This is a genomic window from Tabrizicola aquatica (assembly GCF_002900975.1).
Lineage (GTDB): Bacteria > Pseudomonadota > Alphaproteobacteria > Rhodobacterales > Rhodobacteraceae > Tabrizicola > Tabrizicola aquatica.
On sequence record NZ_PJON01000001.1, the window covers coordinates 1,103,469 to 1,120,197 of the forward strand.

At 66.2% G+C, this 16,729-nt stretch carries 17 protein-coding genes and 1 tRNA gene; 11 read left to right on the forward strand and 7 right to left on the reverse strand.

Annotation, left to right across the window (positions count from 1 at the left end; translation table 11 throughout):
* Nucleotides 1–62 precede the first annotated feature (62 nt).
* The gene (locus tag CXR42_RS05370; RefSeq protein ID WP_103256423.1) at nt 63–1,001 is read left to right on the forward strand and encodes an AEC family transporter; all 939 of its coding nucleotides are present in this window, start codon (nt 63–65) and stop codon (nt 999–1,001) included.
* Between the two features lie 76 nt (nt 1,002–1,077).
* Here CXR42_RS05370 and CXR42_RS05375 read toward each other — a convergent pair whose 3' ends face one another.
* The 5 genes from CXR42_RS05375 to CXR42_RS05395 form a co-directional block, all read right to left on the reverse strand.
* Nucleotides 1,078–2,046 (reverse strand): ABC transporter permease, encoded by a 969-nt coding sequence (locus tag CXR42_RS05375; protein ID WP_103256424.1) that lies wholly within the window; start codon nt 2,044–2,046, stop codon nt 1,078–1,080.
* An 11-nt stretch (nt 2,047–2,057) separates the two neighbouring features.
* Nucleotides 2,058–3,311 carry an ABC transporter permease gene (locus CXR42_RS05380; RefSeq protein WP_103257040.1) on the reverse strand — a complete coding sequence of 418 codons (1,254 nt, stop codon included), beginning with the start codon at nt 3,309–3,311 and terminating at the stop codon, nt 2,058–2,060.
* 57 nt (nt 3,312–3,368) lie between these two features.
* On the reverse strand, nt 3,369–4,436 hold the full coding sequence (locus CXR42_RS05385) for an ABC transporter substrate-binding protein (RefSeq protein ID WP_103256425.1): 1,068 nt from the start codon (nt 4,434–4,436) through the stop codon (nt 3,369–3,371).
* Between the two features lie 57 nt (nt 4,437–4,493).
* Nucleotides 4,494–5,594 carry an ABC transporter ATP-binding protein gene (locus CXR42_RS05390; RefSeq protein WP_103256426.1) on the reverse strand — a complete coding sequence of 367 codons (1,101 nt, stop codon included), beginning with the start codon at nt 5,592–5,594 and terminating at the stop codon, nt 4,494–4,496.
* Nucleotides 5,595–5,869: 275 nt separating this feature from the next.
* Nucleotides 5,870–5,956 (reverse strand) — tRNA-Leu (locus tag CXR42_RS05395).
* An 87-nt stretch (nt 5,957–6,043) separates the two neighbouring features.
* Here CXR42_RS05395 and lipB point away from each other — a divergent pair.
* The 6 genes from lipB (at nt 6,044) to CXR42_RS05425 (ending at nt 11,288) form a co-directional block, all read left to right on the forward strand.
* A complete protein-coding gene (gene lipB / locus CXR42_RS05400) occupies nt 6,044–6,766 on the forward strand; it encodes a lipoyl(octanoyl) transferase LipB (RefSeq protein WP_281256709.1) in 723 nt (240 codons plus the stop codon).
* A 100-nt stretch (nt 6,767–6,866) separates the two neighbouring features.
* Nucleotides 6,867–7,277, forward strand: a complete 411-nt coding sequence (locus tag CXR42_RS05405; protein ID WP_103256428.1) for a c-type cytochrome — start codon at nt 6,867–6,869, stop codon at nt 7,275–7,277.
* Nucleotides 7,278–7,481: 204 nt separating this feature from the next.
* Nucleotides 7,482–9,161 (forward strand): cytochrome c oxidase subunit I, encoded by a 1,680-nt coding sequence (gene ctaD / locus CXR42_RS05410; RefSeq protein ID WP_103256429.1) that lies wholly within the window; start codon nt 7,482–7,484, stop codon nt 9,159–9,161.
* Between the two features lie 68 nt (nt 9,162–9,229).
* The gene (locus tag CXR42_RS05415) at nt 9,230–10,180 is read left to right on the forward strand and encodes an alpha/beta hydrolase (protein ID WP_103256430.1); all 951 of its coding nucleotides are present in this window, start codon (nt 9,230–9,232) and stop codon (nt 10,178–10,180) included.
* Nucleotides 10,181–10,338: 158 nt separating this feature from the next.
* Nucleotides 10,339–10,821 carry a DUF2244 domain-containing protein gene (locus CXR42_RS05420; RefSeq protein WP_103256431.1) on the forward strand — a complete coding sequence of 161 codons (483 nt, stop codon included), beginning with the start codon at nt 10,339–10,341 and terminating at the stop codon, nt 10,819–10,821.
* Nucleotides 10,822–10,892: 71 nt separating this feature from the next.
* Complete coding sequence (locus CXR42_RS05425) at nt 10,893–11,288, forward strand: hypothetical protein (protein WP_180995970.1); 396 nt, start codon at nt 10,893–10,895, stop codon at nt 11,286–11,288.
* Nucleotides 11,289–11,292: 4 nt separating this feature from the next.
* Here CXR42_RS05425 and CXR42_RS05430 read toward each other — a convergent pair whose 3' ends face one another.
* Nucleotides 11,293–11,751 carry a GatB/YqeY domain-containing protein gene (locus CXR42_RS05430; protein ID WP_103256432.1) on the reverse strand — a complete coding sequence of 153 codons (459 nt, stop codon included), beginning with the start codon at nt 11,749–11,751 and terminating at the stop codon, nt 11,293–11,295.
* A 180-nt stretch (nt 11,752–11,931) separates the two neighbouring features.
* On the opposite strand from CXR42_RS05430, the gene carA reads away from it, so the two are divergent.
* Together carA and CXR42_RS05440 are read left to right on the forward strand one after the other, a co-directional pair.
* Nucleotides 11,932–13,083, forward strand: coding sequence for a glutamine-hydrolyzing carbamoyl-phosphate synthase small subunit (gene carA / locus CXR42_RS05435; RefSeq protein WP_103256433.1), 1,152 nt, complete (start codon nt 11,932–11,934; stop codon nt 13,081–13,083).
* A 46-nt stretch (nt 13,084–13,129) separates the two neighbouring features.
* Nucleotides 13,130–14,980, forward strand: coding sequence for a glycosyltransferase (locus CXR42_RS05440; protein WP_180995971.1), 1,851 nt, complete (start codon nt 13,130–13,132; stop codon nt 14,978–14,980).
* On the opposite strand, the gene CXR42_RS05445 is transcribed toward CXR42_RS05440, so the two are convergent.
* A complete protein-coding gene (locus tag CXR42_RS05445; protein ID WP_103256435.1) occupies nt 14,981–15,616 on the reverse strand; it encodes a GntR family transcriptional regulator in 636 nt (211 codons plus the stop codon). It lies immediately after the preceding gene.
* Between the two features lie 96 nt (nt 15,617–15,712).
* On the opposite strand from CXR42_RS05445, the gene CXR42_RS05450 reads away from it, so the two are divergent.
* Together CXR42_RS05450 and CXR42_RS05455 are read left to right on the forward strand one after the other, a co-directional pair.
* A complete protein-coding gene (locus CXR42_RS05450; RefSeq protein WP_103257041.1) occupies nt 15,713–16,360 on the forward strand; it encodes a pyrimidine 5'-nucleotidase in 648 nt (215 codons plus the stop codon).
* 71 nt (nt 16,361–16,431) lie between these two features.
* Complete coding sequence (locus CXR42_RS05455) at nt 16,432–16,677, forward strand: hypothetical protein (RefSeq protein WP_103256436.1); 246 nt, start codon at nt 16,432–16,434, stop codon at nt 16,675–16,677.
* The last annotated feature ends 52 nt before the right edge of the window (nt 16,678–16,729 follow it).

The window sequence follows — 16,729 nt, forward strand, 5'->3', positions numbered from 1 at the left end:
TGCGCCATTGGTTCAGGTACCAATGGACGCGGGGGATGTGAAAGCCCCGGTCGCGGCCGGACATGACCGCGCTCCTCGACGTCATTCTGCCGGTCTTTCTGGTCATCGGTTTCGGCTATGTCGCCGCGCGCTGGCTGGGGTTCAAGGACAGCTCGGTCGATGGTGTCATGCATTTCGCGCAAGGCTTTGCGCTGCCGATGCTCCTCTTCGCCTCGATCGCGCGGCTGGATCTGGGGCGGGCTTATGACGCGGGGCTGATGCTTTCCTTCTACCTCGGCGCACTGTCGGGTTTTGCGGCGGGGTTCCTGGCCGGAAAACTGCTGTTCCGGCGCCCGGCGACCGACAGCATCGCCTTCGGTTTCGTCGGCCTCTTCTCGAACTCGCTCCTGCTTGGCGTGCCGATCACGGAACGCGCCTACGGCGCCGCCGCGCTGGAGGGCAATTTTGCAATCATCTCGATCCATGCGCCGCTGTTCTACGCGCTGGGGATCACGCTGATGGAGCTGGCCCGCTCACGCGGGTTGGGGCTGTCGGCGGTGGCGCTGACCCGTCAGGTCCTGCGCGCGATCCTGACGCAGCCGCTGGTCATCGGCATCCTTTGCGGTTTTGCGGTCAATCTTTCGGGCCTGGGCCTGCCAGCCATTGCCTGGTCTGCTGTCGATCTGGTGATCGCGGCGGCCCTGCCGGCGGCGCTGTTCGGGCTGGGCGGCGTCCTGTTCCGCTACCGCCCCGAGGGCGACCTGCGTGCCATCGCGGTCCTGTCAGCCATCTCGCTGGGGCTGCATCCGGGGATCACCTGGGTCCTTGGCACCCAGGTCTTTGCGCTGGACGATGCGGCCCTGCGCTCGGCCGTACTGACGGCAGCGATGGCGCCGGGGGTGAATGCCTATGTCTTTGCCAACCTTTACGGCGTGGCCAAGCGGGTCGCGGCCTCGTCCGTACTGGTGGCGACGGGGCTGTCCATCGCCACGGTCTGGGTCTGGCTGCAGCTTCTGCCCTGACGCTCCTCGTGCGCCTTCGGCTTCTCGTTGCAACCCGCTCGCGACGAGAAGCCGAAGGCGCACGAGGAGCCGGGGGTCAGCGCCCGGTGACGCCCCGCAGCCGGTCGGACCGCCGTCGCAGCACTTCGACCGTGGCCAGAAGAAGGACCGAGATCACCACCAGGATCGTCGCCACCGCCAGGATCGCCGGACTGATCGCCTCGCGGATGCCGTTGAACATCTGGCGTGGGATCGTCTGCTGGTCGGGGCCTGCGATGAACAGGACCGCCACCACCTCGTCGAACGAGGTGACAAAGGCGAAGAGCGCGCCCGAGATCACGCCAGGCAGGATCAGGGGCATGATCACCTTGAAGAACACGGTCCGCGGATTGGCGCCCAGCGACTGCGCCGCCCGGATCAGCGACTGGTCAAAGCCCGACAGCGTCGCCGTCACCGTGATGATCACGAAGGGAATCCCCAGGACCGCATGGGCCACGATCACCCCAAGATGCGAGTTCGCAAGGCAGCCCTTTTCCGACAGCATCCAGCCGAAGATCAGCGCCATCGCGCTGTCCGGCGCGACGCAGGCCTTGGCGTAGAAAAAGCTCATCCCCACCGCGATGATGATGATCGGCACGATCATGGGGCTGATCAAAAGCGCCATGATCAACCGGCGATAGGGCATTTCGGGGCGGCTTAGCCCCAGGGCAGCGATGGTGCCCAGCGTCGTGGCCAGGATCGTCGCCCACAGACCCACCCAAAGCGAGTTCTTCGCCGCTTGCACCCAGGTCGACCGCTCCCACACCGCGCTCCACCAGGCGTCATCGCGCACCGCGCCCTCGACCGCCGGATGGCCCAGGGTCAAGAGCGTGTCATACCAGCGCATCGAATAGGTCGAGGGGTCCAGAAACTCGACCCCCAGGGTGAAATCGGCGTCCGGGTTGAAGGACAGCGGGATCACCACCAGGATCGGCGCGATCAGGAACAGGAAGATCAGCGCGCACAGCACGATGTAGGTATAGTGCCAGACACGTTCCAGCGGCGAGGCGTAGATGGGCAGGGCCAAAGGTTCCTCCGTCAGCCGAACTTCAGCCGGTCGATGCCGATCAGCCGGTCATAGACCCAGTATAGAAGCAGGATCGCCGCCAGCAGCATCGCGGCAATCGCCGCGGCCAGCGACCAGTTCGATTTGGTCATGTGGAAGCTGATCAGGTTGCTGATCAACTGCCCATCCGCCCCCCCGACCAGCGCGGGGGTGATGTAGTAGCCCACCGCCAGGATGAAGACGAGCAGCGAGCCCGCCGCGATTCCCGGCAGCGTCTGCGGCAGGTAGACCCGGCGGAAGGTAGTCCAGCTGGTCGCCCCCAGGCTGCGCGCCGCACGGGCATAGCTGGGCGGGATCACCCGCATCACCGAGTAGAGCGGCAGGATCATGAACGGCAGCAGCACATGGGTCATCGCGACGATGGTGCCGGTCATGTTGTACATCATGCTCAGCCGGCCGTCGTCGTCGATCAGGCCGACGCTGACCAGAAGGTTGTTCACCACCCCCTGCTCTTGCAGCAGCACGATCCAGGCCGTGGTCCGCACCAGAAGCGAGGTCCAGAAAGGCAACAGCACCAGGATCATCAACAGCGCCGACTTGGACATCGGCAGCGTCGCCAAGAGATGCGCGACCGGGAAAGCCAGCAGCAGGCAGATCACCGTGATCAGGGCCGAGATCAGGAAGGTCTTGCCAAATAGGTAAAGGTAGATCCGTTCGTTATCCTGCCCGCGCGCCCAGCCGTCATCGGTCAGCTTCATGTCCGACGCGACCAGGTAGAACTCAGGCGTGTAGACATCGCTGGCCGACAGCATGCCGCGCCACAGCGCCGGCTTGCCCCAGTCGGCATCCACGGCCAGCAGCGCCTCCTTGTAGGGCGGGGTCAGGTCGGCGGCCTCACGCGCGCCCTTCTTGAACAGGCTGATCGTACCGGGAACGGAATAGTTGATCCGGGTGCCGGCCATGCCGGTGGTCTTTTCGACCTGCATCCGCGCCAGGTCCTGGACCAGGGCGGCATAGGCCGCTTCCGGCGGGTTGGCCGGGTCAAAACCGGGGTTTGCCCCGAACCACTCCACCAGCGCGGGGGCGGAGGCGGCAAAGCCGTCATGCTCGGCCGAGCGCATCAGCATGTAGATGATCGGGACCAGGAAGGTCAGCAGCACGAACAAGAGTAGCGGCAGCACCAGCAGAAAGGCGCGGCGCTTGGCCCGGCTTTGCGCGGCCGTCAGCGCAGCCCTCAGCGGGCGGCCATCTGCGGTGGTCAGAAGGGGTTCGGCTGCGTCGGCCATGCTGCTTTCTTCCGCAAGGCGGGCCGGGCGCAGCACCTGCGCCCGGCCCGGAAGGTGTTACTGCGCCAGCCAGGACTGGAAGCGCTCGTTCAGTTCCGCGTCATGGTCGACCCAGAACTCGGCCGAGGTTTCCAGCGCGTTCCCCAGGTTTTCCGGCGCGGTCGGCAGGTGGGGCGCCATCACGGTCTTGCCGTCCTTGAAGATGATCGGCTCGGCAAACGAGGACTTGCGGGCCGGACCATAGGAAATGTACTGCGCCTGGGCGCGCAGACCCTCGGTCGAGGTGGCGTAGCGGATGAACTCCATCGCCAGGTCCATGTTCGGCGCGCCCTTCGGCACGACGTACATCTCGTTCTCATAGACCTGACCGTCCCAGACGATCTGGAAGGGCTTGCCCTCGTCCATCGCGGCGGCGAAGATCCGGCCGTTGTAGGCGGTGGTCATGGCAACCTCGCCATCGGCCAGAAGCTGCGGCGCCTGGCTGCCTGCTTCCCACCAGACGACGTCCGACTTGATGGTGTCCAGCTTGGCAAAGGCGCGGTCCACGCCTTCCGGGGTGTCCAGCAGGGCATAGACCTCGGCCGCGGGCACGCCATCGGCCAGCAGCGCGAATTCCAGCACCGCCTTGGCGCCCTTCTTCAACCCGCGCTTGCCGGGGAACTTCTCCAGATCGAAGAAATCGGCGGCAGTCGTCGGGCCTTCGGGGAACTTCGAGGTGTCATAGGCAAAGACGTTCGACCAGATGTCGGTCGACACGCCGCATTCGGTGACCGCACCGGCCAGGAAGTCCTCGGACGCCGGGGTGCCATCGGGCGCGGCGGGCAGGCTGTTGATGTCGATCGGCTCCAGCACGCCTTCGTCGCACAGGCGGATCGCATCGGCATATTCGACCGAGGCGACGTCAACGGTGACGTTGCCGGCTTCCACCATCGCCTTGATCGCCGGGGCGGGGTTGTCGCTGTCGACCATGATCGTGGCATTGCCGGTCGCGGCGGCCCACGGCTTCACATGGGCTTCGTTCTGGGCCGCGCCATAGGCGCCACCCCAGGACATCACCGTCACGTCGGCATTCGCGGCGAAGGCGAAGCTGACGAGAGCGGTGGTCAGGATGAGGGTCTTCTTCATTCTAGGCTCCCTGTTTCTGGTTGGTCTGTCAAACGGCCGGACTGGTTTAGTCCGGCATCAAGGATCCAGCGCGCGGGCGTCCTGCGGATGCCAGCCCACCTTGATCTTCTGGCCGGGGGAAAGCTTGGTCTGCCCCAGCGTATTGCGCATCTTCATCACGAAATCGTCCGAGCCCGCGACCTTCAGCACCGCGCGCAGGATGTCGCCCATATAGATCATCTCGACCACTTCGGCCTCGATGGTATGGGCACCCGGGGGCATCATCTCGGGCTTGAATTCCACCCGTTCGGGGCGGATCGAGACCAGGGTCTTGTCACCCTTCTGCTTCACGTTCACCGCAGTGGCGTCGATCAACTCGCCCGTGCCAAGCCGGACCAGAGCCTTGTCGCCGTCAAGTTCCTCGATGGTGCCGGGCAGCTTGTTGTTCTCGCCGATGAACTGGGCGACAAAGCTGTTGTCGGGGCGTTCGTACAGGTCGGCGGGCGGGGCCAGTTGCTGGATGCGCCCGTCGTTGAACACCGCCACGCGGTCCGACATGGTCAGCGCCTCGCCCTGGTCGTGGGTGACGTAAACCACGGTGATCCCAAGGTTTTCGTGCAGGTGCTTGATCTCGAACTGCATATGCTCGCGCAGCTGCTTGTCCAGCGCGCCCAAGGGCTCGTCCATCAGGACAAGCTTGGGGTCAAAGACCAGCGCGCGCGCCAGCGCGATCCGCTGCTGCTGGCCGCCCGACAGTTGCGCCGGCCGCCGGTTGGCGAAGGCCCCCATCTGCACCATGTCCAGCGCGCGCTTGATCTTGGCCTCACGCTCGGACTTGCCCATGCCGCGCACTTCCAGCGGGAAGGCCAGGTTTTCCCCCACCGTCATGTGCGGGAACAGCGCGTAATTCTGAAACACCATTCCAATCCCGCGCTTGTGCGGCGGCACCTGGTTGATGTTCACGCCATCCAGCTTGATCTCGCCATGGGTGGCGGTCTCGAACCCCGCCAGCATCATCAGGCAGGTGGTCTTGCCCGACCCCGAGGGTCCAAGCATCGTCAGGAACTCGCCCTTGCCGATGGACAGGTTCAGGTCCTTCACGACCAGCGTGACCCCGTCATAGCTTTTCTGGACGTGTTCGAACGCGACGAAAGCGTCGTTGCGGGGCTCAATCGTCACCCGTATCTCCCTGATGGAATGGGCGCTCGGGCGCCTTCTGACTTGATTCGACTAGATCGAAACTGTCCCTACTTTGCAACGCACTTTTGCCCGGCAGCGCGGGTTGGATACGACAGGAATCGGCAATAATGCGCCACAGGGTCGTGGAGGCATGTCGGAATTCGCTCAGCAATGCCGGGATTGACCGAGACAGCCCGTCTGGTTGCAACGGGACGCACAAAAACAAAGGGCGCGGAGGTTGCCCTCCACGCCCTTGGCATCATTCCCGGCGACCCTGGTGCGGATGAAAAGACTCGAACTTTCACTCCGGTTAAGGAACAGCGACCTCAACGCTGCGCGTCTACCAATTCCGCCACATCCGCATCGGGTCTGGCCGGGAACGGGTGCTAGATAGCGGCAGTCGCGGACGATGAAAAGGGGGATTCGCACCCCGCGCCGCCCGGTCCCGGTTGCAATCGGCGCAAACATCCGCACATGACGGGGCGGCATACAGCAGAAGGGCATCAGCAATGGTCGAATGGCGGCATCTGCCGGGCCTGTCCCCCTATCCCGAGACCCTGGCCGCGATGGAGGCGCATGCCGCCGCCATGACCGAAGGCCGCGCGGGCGAGGAGATCTGGCTGCTGGAACACCCGCCGCTCTACACCGCCGGCACCTCGGCCAAACCGGCGGACCTCGTCGAACCCGACCGCTTTCCCGTCTTTCCGGTGGGCCGGGGCGGGCAATACACCTATCACGGGCCGGGCCAGCGGGTGGTCTACTGCATGCTGGACGTCAAGGCACGCGGCGGTGACGTGCGCTGCTTCGTGCGCGAGCTGGAACGCTGGGTCATCGACACCCTGGCCGAGTTCAACGTGACCGGAGAGATTCGCGACGGCCGCGTCGGCGTCTGGGTCCAGCGGCCGGACCGGCCCGGGCCGGACGGCAAACCCACCGAGGACAAGATTGCCGCCCTCGGCATCAAGCTGCGCCGCTGGGTCAGCTTTCACGGCATCTCGATCAACGTCGAGCCGGACCTGTCCCACTTCGACGGCATCGTGCCCTGCGGCATCCGCGAGCATGGCGTGACCAGCCTGGTGGACCTGGGTCTGCCCGTGACGATGGCCGACCTGGACGCGGCCCTGATCGCCACCTTCCCGCGCCGCTTCCAGGGGGTATCCTGCGCGGCGTGACGGCGCATAACGTCAGGTTGCTATTGCATATCAACGCCCCCCTCCCCCATGTTGACCCCGTGGCAAAGCCTGCGGCCGCCACGTGACACATGAGGATACCATGAAGACGCTCAGCCTTCTCGCCACCGCCGCCGCCCTTCTGGCGGCCCCCGCTTTCGCGGCCGATCCCGCGGCGGGCGAGGACGGGTTCAAGAAGTGCAAGGCCTGCCACTCGATCGTCGCCCCCGACGGGACCGAGATCCAGAAAGGCGGCCGGACCGGCCCGAACCTTTATGGCGTGATCGGCCGGGGCGTCGCCTCGGACCCCGACTATGCCTATGGCGATTCGCTGGCTGCCCTGGGCGCGACCGGCGCCGTGTGGGACGAGGCCAGCATGGCCGCCTACACCGCGAACCCGGCGGAATACCTGAAAACCGCGCTTGGCGACCCGGCAGCCAAGTCGAAGATGTCGTTCAAGCTTGCCTCGGGCAACGAGGACGTGGCGGCCTACCTCGCCTCGGTCGCGCAGTAAGCGTCCGACCTTTCCGACCCAGGGGCGCGGCACCGGACAGGGCCGCGCCCCTGCAGTTTTCCAAGGCGATTTCTGCCCCCTGCGGCAAAGTCATGCATTGCGACCTGCCCTCGCCGCCGCTAAAGACATTGGAACAAGGGAACCGGGCGGACTGTTGATCAGACCGTCACAGGTAAGACACAGACGACAAAGCGGGAGCAGCCTATGGCGGACGCAGCCATTCACGGCCACGAGCACGACAGACCCGGGTTCTTCACCCGCTGGTTTATGTCCACCAACCACAAGGACATCGGCATCCTCTACCTGTTCGCAGGCGGGATCGTCGGCCTGATCTCGGTCATCTTCACCGTCTACATGCGGATGGAGCTAATGGAGCCGGGCGTTCAGTACATGTGCCAGGAGGGGATGCGCCTTGCCGCCGACGCGGCAGCAACCTGCACCCCGAACGGCCACCTCTGGAACGTGACCGTCACCGCCCACGGCATCCTGATGATGTTCTTCGTGGTCATTCCCGCGCTGTTCGGCGGCTTCGGCAACTATTTCATGCCGCTGCAGATCGGCGCGCCGGACATGGCCTTCCCGCGGATGAACAACCTGTCCTTCTGGCTTTACATCGCGGGCACCTCGCTGGCTGTGGCCTCGCTTTTCGCCCCTGGCGGCGGTGGCGACCTTGGCACCGGCGCGGGCGTGGGCTGGGTGCTTTACCCGCCGCTCTCGACCACCGCCGAAGGCGGCTATGCGATGGACCTCGCGATCTTCGCCGTCCACCTGTCGGGCGCCTCGTCGATCCTGGGTGCGATCAACATCATCACGACCTTCCTGAACATGCGCGCCCCTGGCATGACCATGCACAAGGTGCCGCTGTTCGCCTGGTCGATCTTCGTGACCGCCTGGCTGATCCTGCTGGCCCTGCCCGTGCTGGCTGGCGCCATCACCATGCTTCTGACCGACCGCAACTTCGGCACCACCTTCTTCACGCCTTCGGGCGGCGGTGACCCGGTCCTTTACCAGCACATCCTGTGGTTCTTCGGCCACCCCGAAGTCTACATCATCGTCCTGCCGGCCTTCGGGATCATCTCCCAGGTCATCTCGACCTTCTCGCGCAAGCCGATCTTCGGCTATCTGCCGATGGTCTACGCGATGGTGGCGATCGGTGTCCTCGGCTTCGTCGTCTGGGCGCACCACATGTACACGGCTGGGATGAGCCTGACGCAGCAGTCCTACTTCATGCTGGCGACCATGGTGATCGCGGTGCCGACCGGCATCAAGATCTTCTCCTGGATCGCGACGATGTGGGGCGGTTCGGTCTCGTTCGAGACGCCGATGCTGTTTGCCTTCGGCTTCCTGTTCCTGTTCACCGCCGGCGGCGTGACCGGGATCGTCCTCAGCCAGGCGCCGGTGGACCGTGCGTACCATGACACCTACTATGTCGTGGCCCACTTCCACTATGTGATGAGCCTGGGCGCCGTGTTCGGGATCTTCGCCGGCATCTACTACTGGATCGGCAAGATGTCGGGCCGGCAGTATCCGGAATGGGCGGGCAAGCTGCACTTCTGGATGATGTTCATCGGCTCGAACCTCACCTTCTTCCCGCAGCACTTCCTGGGTCGCCAGGGCATGCCGCGCCGCTACATCGACTATCCCGAGGCGTTCGCCTACTGGAACTGGTTCTCGTCGATCGGCGCCTTCCTGTCCTTCGCCTCGTTCGTGTTCTTCATCGGCATCGTGTTCTACACCCTGACCGCCGGTCGCCGCGTGACCGAAAAGAACTACTGGAACGAGCATGCGGATACCCTGGAATGGACCCTGCCTTCGCCGCCGCCCGAGCATACGTTCGAGCAGCTGCCGAAGCGTGAGGACTGGGACAAGTCGCACGCCCACTAAGGCGAAACGCACTGCAAGGCCCCGGGACCACGCTCCCGGGGCCTTTTCCTTTGTCTTGGGGGGTCGAAATGGTACGCCTGTTCCTGGTTCTGGTTTTTATCCTTGGCGTGGCGGCCACCGGCTATATCGCGCTGACCGGTTATTTCCTGGCCCGGGCCGCCACGCAGCTTCTGACGGTGGGGACCATCGCCTCGGCCATCACGCTTGCGACGCCGCCGACCGATCCCCTGGCGCTTGGCTATCGCGGCACCCCGGTCGAGGCCCTGTCCCTGCCCTTCCAGACCCTGACCATCGACACCGCCCTTGGCCCGGCCGAAGCCTGGCTGGTCCCCGCCGCCGGGCCCGAGGTCGGGCGTGCGATCTATGTCCACGGCATCGCCGGCGCCCGCGAGGACGGGTACCGCCATCTCTCGATGCTTCATGCGGCTGGCTGGACCGTCCTTCTCATCAGCTATCGCAACGACCCCACCGCGCCCGCCAGCCCCGACCGCCGCTACACCTTCGGGCTGGAGGAATGGCCCGATCTGGAAGCCGCCGTCCTGCGCCTCTCGGGCGATGAGGCGACCCCGGTCCTGATCGTGGCCGAGTCGATGGGCGCGGCCGTGCTGGGGCAGTTCCTGGCCAAAAGCGACCACGCCGACCGGGTGTCCGCCATCGCCCTGGACAGCCCCGCGCTCAGCTTTTCGGCCGTCCTCGCCCATCTGGCCCAGATCAGCGCCAATCCCTTCCCGCGCCCGATGGCCTGGGCCGCAACGCTGATCCTGCCGCGCACCACCGGACTTGAGCTGACCCAAGCCGAAGTCGGGGCCACCTACGCCGCCTTCCCCGGCCCGCTGTTCCTGGCGCATGGCAGCGGCGACCGCATCGTCCCCCTCGCCCCGTCCGAGGCTCTGGCAGCCGCGCGCCCGGCGACGACCACCACGCTCTGGAACGGGGCCGATCACCTGGGCTCTTACGCCGAGGACCCGGCCGCCTATCAGGCCGCCTTCACCGCCTTCCTGGCCGACGTTCCGAAATAGCCGACAGCCGGCCCACCCGGTGGCCAAAGGCAACGGCACGATCCTGCCCGCGATCCGCCTGGGCCGGACCTTCCGAACTGTTGCGCACCGGAATATCCCTGGGGTCACCAGAACAAAGACCGCCTTTTCCTTCTCGGCAAGCCGACTAGATTGCCCCCATGCCCTACGAATGGCTTCCCCCCGACGGCGGCGAGGACCGCCTGCATCTCTGGCCGCACCGGTCGCTGGACCAGCGCGGCTTTGTCTGGTTCATCGGCGCGACCGCCGCGCTGATCGCCGTGCCGCTGCTGGGCATCCTGGGCAGCCCCGTCCTTTGGGCGCTGCTGCCGTTCCTTCTTGGAGCGATCTGGGCGATCTGGTTCGCCTTGCGCAAGAACGGCCGCGACCGCGACATCGTCGAGGACCTGCGCCTGTCACCCGACCGCGTGACACTGGTCCGTCACGGCCCAAGGGGCAAAAGACAGGACTGGGAGGCGAACCCCTACTGGCTGCGCGTCACCCTGCATGAGACCGGCGGGCCGGTGCCCAACTACCTGACGCTGAAAGGAGAAGGGCGCGAGGTGGAACTGGGTGCCTTCCTGTCCGAGGAGGAACGCGTCGCCCTGCGGGACGAGTTGCAGTCGCGCTTGAACGCGCGCTGACTTGATCCCGGTCAAGGCGTCCGTCCGCCAGCGGGTGCAGGGTGCTATCAGCGCCCATGAAAGGCCCCGCCATGACCCAAGCTGCGCCACGCTGGACCCGCCCCACCGCCCTTGCCGCCGCCCTTTTCGGGGGCCTGACAATCCTGAGTGGCGGGCTTGTGCTGTTCGGGCCCGAGGCCGCGCAACGCGCCGCCGGGGATGCCGTTCCCTTCGTGGTCATCTTCAACACCGCGGCCGGATTTGCCTATCTGGCCGGGGCCTATGCCCTCTGGCGCGGTCAGCTGCCCGCAGCTCGCGGGATTGCCCTCGCCATCGGCACCGCCACCCTGATCGTCCTTGCGGGTTTCGCCGTCACCGCCCTGACCGGCGCGCCAGTCGAACTGCGCACGGCGCTCGCCCTGCCCTTCCGCGCGCTCTTCTGGCTGGTCATCGCCTGGGCGGCAGGACGCGAGCCAAGCCCGGGTTAAAGGGTCAGCCCAGCCGCGCCTTGACCAGTGCCCCGACCGCGCCGAAATCCATCTGGCCGGTATAGCGGGCCTTCAGCGCCGCCATCACCTTGCCCACGTCGCGGATGCTGGCAGCCCCGGTCTCGGCCACAGCGGCGTCCACCGCCGCCTGAACCTCGGCCTGGTCCATCTGGCGCGGCAGGAATTCCTGGATCACGCCGATTTCGGCCAACTCCTTCTCGGCCAGTTCCAGCCGACCGCCCTCTTCATAGGCGCGGGCCGATTCCTGGCGCTGCTTCACCATCTTGCCCATGATCTGCAGGATCTCGGCCTCGCCGACCTCTCCCGCATCGGCCTCGCCCCGGACGGCAATCTCGCGGTCCTTGATCGCGGCGTTGATCAGGCGCAGCGTCGAAAGCCGGTCGGCCTCCTTCGCCTTCATGGCCTCTTTCAGGGCCGTCTGCAGACGGTCGCGCAGAAGCATGTGCTGGTTTCCCCATGGTTTCCCCAAGTTTGGCAGAATACCCCGAAGTGCTGCCGGCCGCAACCGGGGGCGCTTTTGCCAAGCCATTGAATCCCATTGCAAAACCTTTTCGCCGAATGACTTGACCCTGTGCCCCCCTGCCCTTAGGTTCCGCGCAATTTGCCAATAGGAGAGTCGCCCATGCCTGCGCCGCAGAAGCCTACCGCCTGCCTCGCGCTTGCCGATGGCACCCTCTTCTTCGGCCAGGGCTTCGGCGCGGTCGGGGAAACGGTGGCGGAACTCGTGTTCAACACCGCCATGACCGGCTATCAGGAAATCATGACCGACCCCTCCTATGCGGGCCAGGTGGTGACCTTCACCTTCCCCCATATCGGCAACACCGGCATCACCCCCGAGGATGACGAGACCGCAACCCCCGCCGCCGCCGGCATGGTGGTGAAATGGGATCCGACCGAACCCTCGAACTGGCGCGCTACGGGCGAGTTGACGCAGTGGCTGACCCGGATCGGCCGCATCGGCATCGGCGGGATCGACACCCGCCGCCTGACCCGCGCGATCCGCCTGCAAGGTGCGCCGCATGTCGCGCTTGCGCATGACCCAGAAGGCAAGTTCGACATCGAGAAACTGGTCGCGAAGGCCCGCGCCTGGAAGGGTCTTGTCGGCCTCGACCTCGCCAAGGACGTGACCTGCGCGCAAAGCTATCGCTGGGACGAGAAACGCTGGGCCTGGCCCGAGGGCTATACCCGGCGCGAAGGCCCCGGCTTCCGGGTCGTTGCCATCGACTACGGCGCCAAGCGCAACATCCTGCGCTGCCTGGCCTCCGTCGGCTGCGAGGTCACCGTCCTGCCCGCCTCTGCCACGGCCGAGGATGTCCTCGCCCTGAACCCCGAGGGCGTGTTCCTCTCGAACGGCCCCGGCGACCCGGCCGCGACCGGAAGCTATGCCGTGCCGATGATCCAGGGCGTCCTGGCCCAAGACGTGCCCTTGTTCGGCATCTGCCTTGGCCACCAGATGCTGGCCCTGGCGCTTGGCGCCAAGACCCGCAAGATGAACCACGGCCACCACGGCGCGAACCACCCGGTGAAGGACCTGACCACCGGCAAGGTCGAGATCACCAGCATGAACCACGGCTTCACCGTGGACGCCGACACCCTGCCAAAAGGGGTCAGCGAGACTCACGTCTCGCTCTTCGACGGCACCAACTGCGGCATCGCGGTGGACGGCAAGCCGGTCTATTCCGTCCAGTACCACCCCGAGGCCTCACCCGGCCCGCAGGACAGCTTCTATCTCTTCGAGCGGTTCGCCGAAGCGATGAAAACCCGCAGGGCCTGAAGGGTCTTAACCCTCTGTTAACCCGGGCGGGCGCACTCTGCGGGGCATGAGCCTTGCACAGCGCCTTCCCGACCCCACGTTGCACCCGCCCCGGCGGCTTGCGATGGGCGCTGCGCTGCTGCGCGACGGGGTCGTCGGGTCCGAGGATGTGGTGAACGCCCTGGCCCACAAGGGGCGTGAGGCTGGGCGTCTGCCCGACATGCTTCGCGCGCGTGGCCTGGTCGTGGAACGCGACCTCCTGGCGGCCGAAGCGCGGAATTGGCGCATGGGCCTGGTCGACCCCCTGGCCGACCCGCCCGATCCCCGGTTGATCGACCTGATGGGCGCCGCAGACTGCCTGCGCCTTGGCCTCGTCCCCTGGCGCCGGGCGGGCGATGTGACCGTTGTCGCAACCTCGCGCCCCGCCGAATTTCCCCGCCTCCGCGCCCGGCTGGAGGCGCGGCTTGGCCCGATTTGCCCGGCGCTCGCCTCACCCCACGCGGTCGAGGCGGCGATCCTTGCCCAGGCCGGCCCGGCCCTGGCCCGGGCCGCCGAAACCTGCGTCGCGCCGTCCGAAAGCTGCCGCTCCTGGCCGCGCCTGACCCGCTCGCCGCGCACGCTGGCGCTGCTGGCGCTTGCGGCCGCGCTGGCCTGGACCGCCCCGATGGGCTTCGCACTTGGCCTTCTCGCGCTGTTCGTCGCCAGCCTGTTCCTGCTGGTCGGGCTGAAGCTCGTGGCGATGGTCGCATCCCTGGCCCGCCCCCCTGCCCCCGCCGCGCCAGCCGATGGCGGGATCAACCCGATCATCTCGATCATCGTGGCGCTATACCGCGAAAGCGACATCGCCCCGCGCCTGGTCGCACGGCTTGCCCGTCTCGACTACCCCGAGGAGCTGTTGGACGTCCTTCTCGTGGTCGAAGAGGACGACCAGATGACGCGCGCCGCCCTTGCCGCGTCCGAAATTCCGCCCTGGATGCGCGTCATCTCCGTCCCGCGCGGTACCGTGAAAACCAAGCCGCGCGCGCTGAACCACGCCCTTGTCTATGCCCGCGGGGCCATCGTCGGGGTCTACGACGCCGAGGATGCGCCCGACCCCGACCAGTTGACCAAGGTCGTGGCCCAGTTCCAGCGATCAGGGCCGGAAGTCGCCTGCCTGCAAGGGATGCTCGACTACTACAACCCGACGACCAACTGGCTAAGCCGCTGTTTCACCATCGAATATGCCGGCTGGTTCCGCCTGATCCTGCCCGGCGTCGCTCGCCTTGGCCTGGTCGTGCCCCTGGGCGGGACGACGCTTTTCTTCCGCCGCTCGGTCCTGGAAGAATTGGGTGCCTGGGACGCCCACAACGTGACCGAGGATGCCGATCTTGGCCTGCGTCTGGCCCGGCACGGCTATCGCACCGATTTCGTCGAGACGGTGACCGGAGAGGAGGCAAACTGCCGCGCGCTGCCCTGGATCAAGCAGCGGTCGCGCTGGCTCAAAGGCTACATGATGACCTGGGCCGTCCACATGCGCGACCCGCGCCTCCTGTGGCGCCAGCTTGGCCCCTGGCGCTTTTTCGGGGTGCAGGTCCTGTTCCTGGGCACGATCGCGCAATTCCTGCTGTCGCCCATCGCCTGGACCTTCTGGCTGGTTCCCTTCGGGTTTGACCACCCGCTGATGGCCGCCCTGCCCCTGCCTGCCCTTTGGGCCATGGTCGCGGTGTTCATTCTGTCCGAGGCGGCGAACCTTGCCATCGGGATCATCGGCCTCAAACGCAGCGGCCAGAACCTCAGCCTTCTGTGGATTCCGACGATGAAGCTCTACTTCCCGCTCGCCTCGCTGGCCACCTACAAGGGGCTGTGGGAGTTGGCGACACGCCCCTTCTATTGGGACAAGACCACGCACGGCCTATTCGACCAGCCTGCGGCGAAGTGATCAGCGCAGCTTCAACTCGCCCGCATCGACCCGCAGCCGCGTCTCGAACGCCTTGCTGATATGCGACTTCAGCGCCTGATAGGCCGCGTCGCCATCCCCCGCCTCGATCGCCGCGACGATCTGGTCATGCTCGTCCAGCGCCACCTCATCGCGACCCTCGGCCGCAAACGAGGTATTGGCCATCAGCGCCATGCTGCGATGCACAAGGTCCAACTGCTGCACCAGAAAGCGGTTGTGGCTGGCCAGGTGGATCTGCTTGTGGAACCGCTTGTTCGCCCGGCTCAGATTGCGCGGATCGCCCCCTAGCAGCGCGCGGTCCTCGGCCACCATGCTGCGCAGGACCCGCACTTCCTCGGGCGTCGCATGGCGGGCCGCCAGCCGTGCCGCCAGCCCCTCCAACTCCGTCCGCACCGCGTAAAGCTCGGCCAACTGGTTATGGTCCAGGCTGGCGACGATCAGGCTGCGCCCGTCGCGGGTCAGCATCGCCTGCGTCTCCAGCCGCTGCAACGCCTCGCGCACCGGGGTACGGCTGACGCCCAACCGCTCGGCCAATTCGCTTTCGACCAGCCGGTCGCCCGGCTTGTAAACCCCGGCCTCGATCGCCTCCAGGATCAGCGTATAGGCGTCTTTCTGCACCGGATCGGTCCCCTCATTCCCGCTGCGGACCCTAGCCTGCCCCAAGCCCCGCTTTCAACCCTTCCCAAACCAGCCCCGCAGGGCTAGATGCGGGCCATGGTCCAGCAGCTTTTCTCCGACGTCACGACCTGGGTCTTTGACCTGGACAACACGCTTTACCCGCCGCACATGCGCCTTTTTGACCAGATCGAGGTCAAGATGACCGACTGGGTGATGCAGGCGCTGCAGGTCGACCGGGCACGCGCCGACCATTTGCGCGCCTACTACTGGCAGACCTACGGCACCACGCTGGCCGGCCTGATGAGAGAGCATGACGTCGATCCCGGCCCCTATCTGACCGAGGTGCATGACATCGACTTCTCGGTCCTGACCTCTGACCCGGCGCTCGCAGGGGCGATTGCCGACCTGCCGGGCCGCAAGATCATCTACACCAACGGCTGCGCCCCCTATGCCGAGAAAGTCCTTTCGGCACGCGGGCTTGCGGGCCTGTTTGACGCGATCTACGGGGTCGAGCATGCCGCGTTCCACCCCAAGCCCGACGCTCGGGCCTTTGCCACCGTCTTTGGCCGCGACGGCCTTGATCCCGCCCGGGCAGCGATGTTCGAGGATGATCCCCGCAACCTGGCCGTGCCGCATGACCTGGGGATGCGAACGGTCCATGTCGCCCCCGCGCCCGAACCCGCGCCGCATATCCAGCACCACACCGACGACCTTGCCGGCTTCCTGCAGCGCCTGCGGGGGTGACGAAGCGTCACAGCCCCTGACCTTCCGCCGCGCCGCCCCTATCTCCTCCGAAACTGCTCGGAGATATCCCCGTGACCGCCCAGACCCTTGCCGCCTTCCGCAGCCCTGCTTCGCGCCTCATCCGCGCCCTGCCCGTCGTCGGCCGCGTCATCCGCGAGGTCGAACGCGAAATCGACACGGTCTACTACCTGATCGTCATCGCGCTGACCGCGCTGATCCTGGCGATCCAGGTCTGGGGTCTGCCTGCCCTGGTCCTCAGCGCAATCGCCTTCGTCCCGGTGATGTTCGTCTTTCTGATCTGGGTCACCCTGCCCTAGGACAACCTGTCCTCTGGCCCCCGCCCGCACCCCGGCCTACAACCGGATAGCG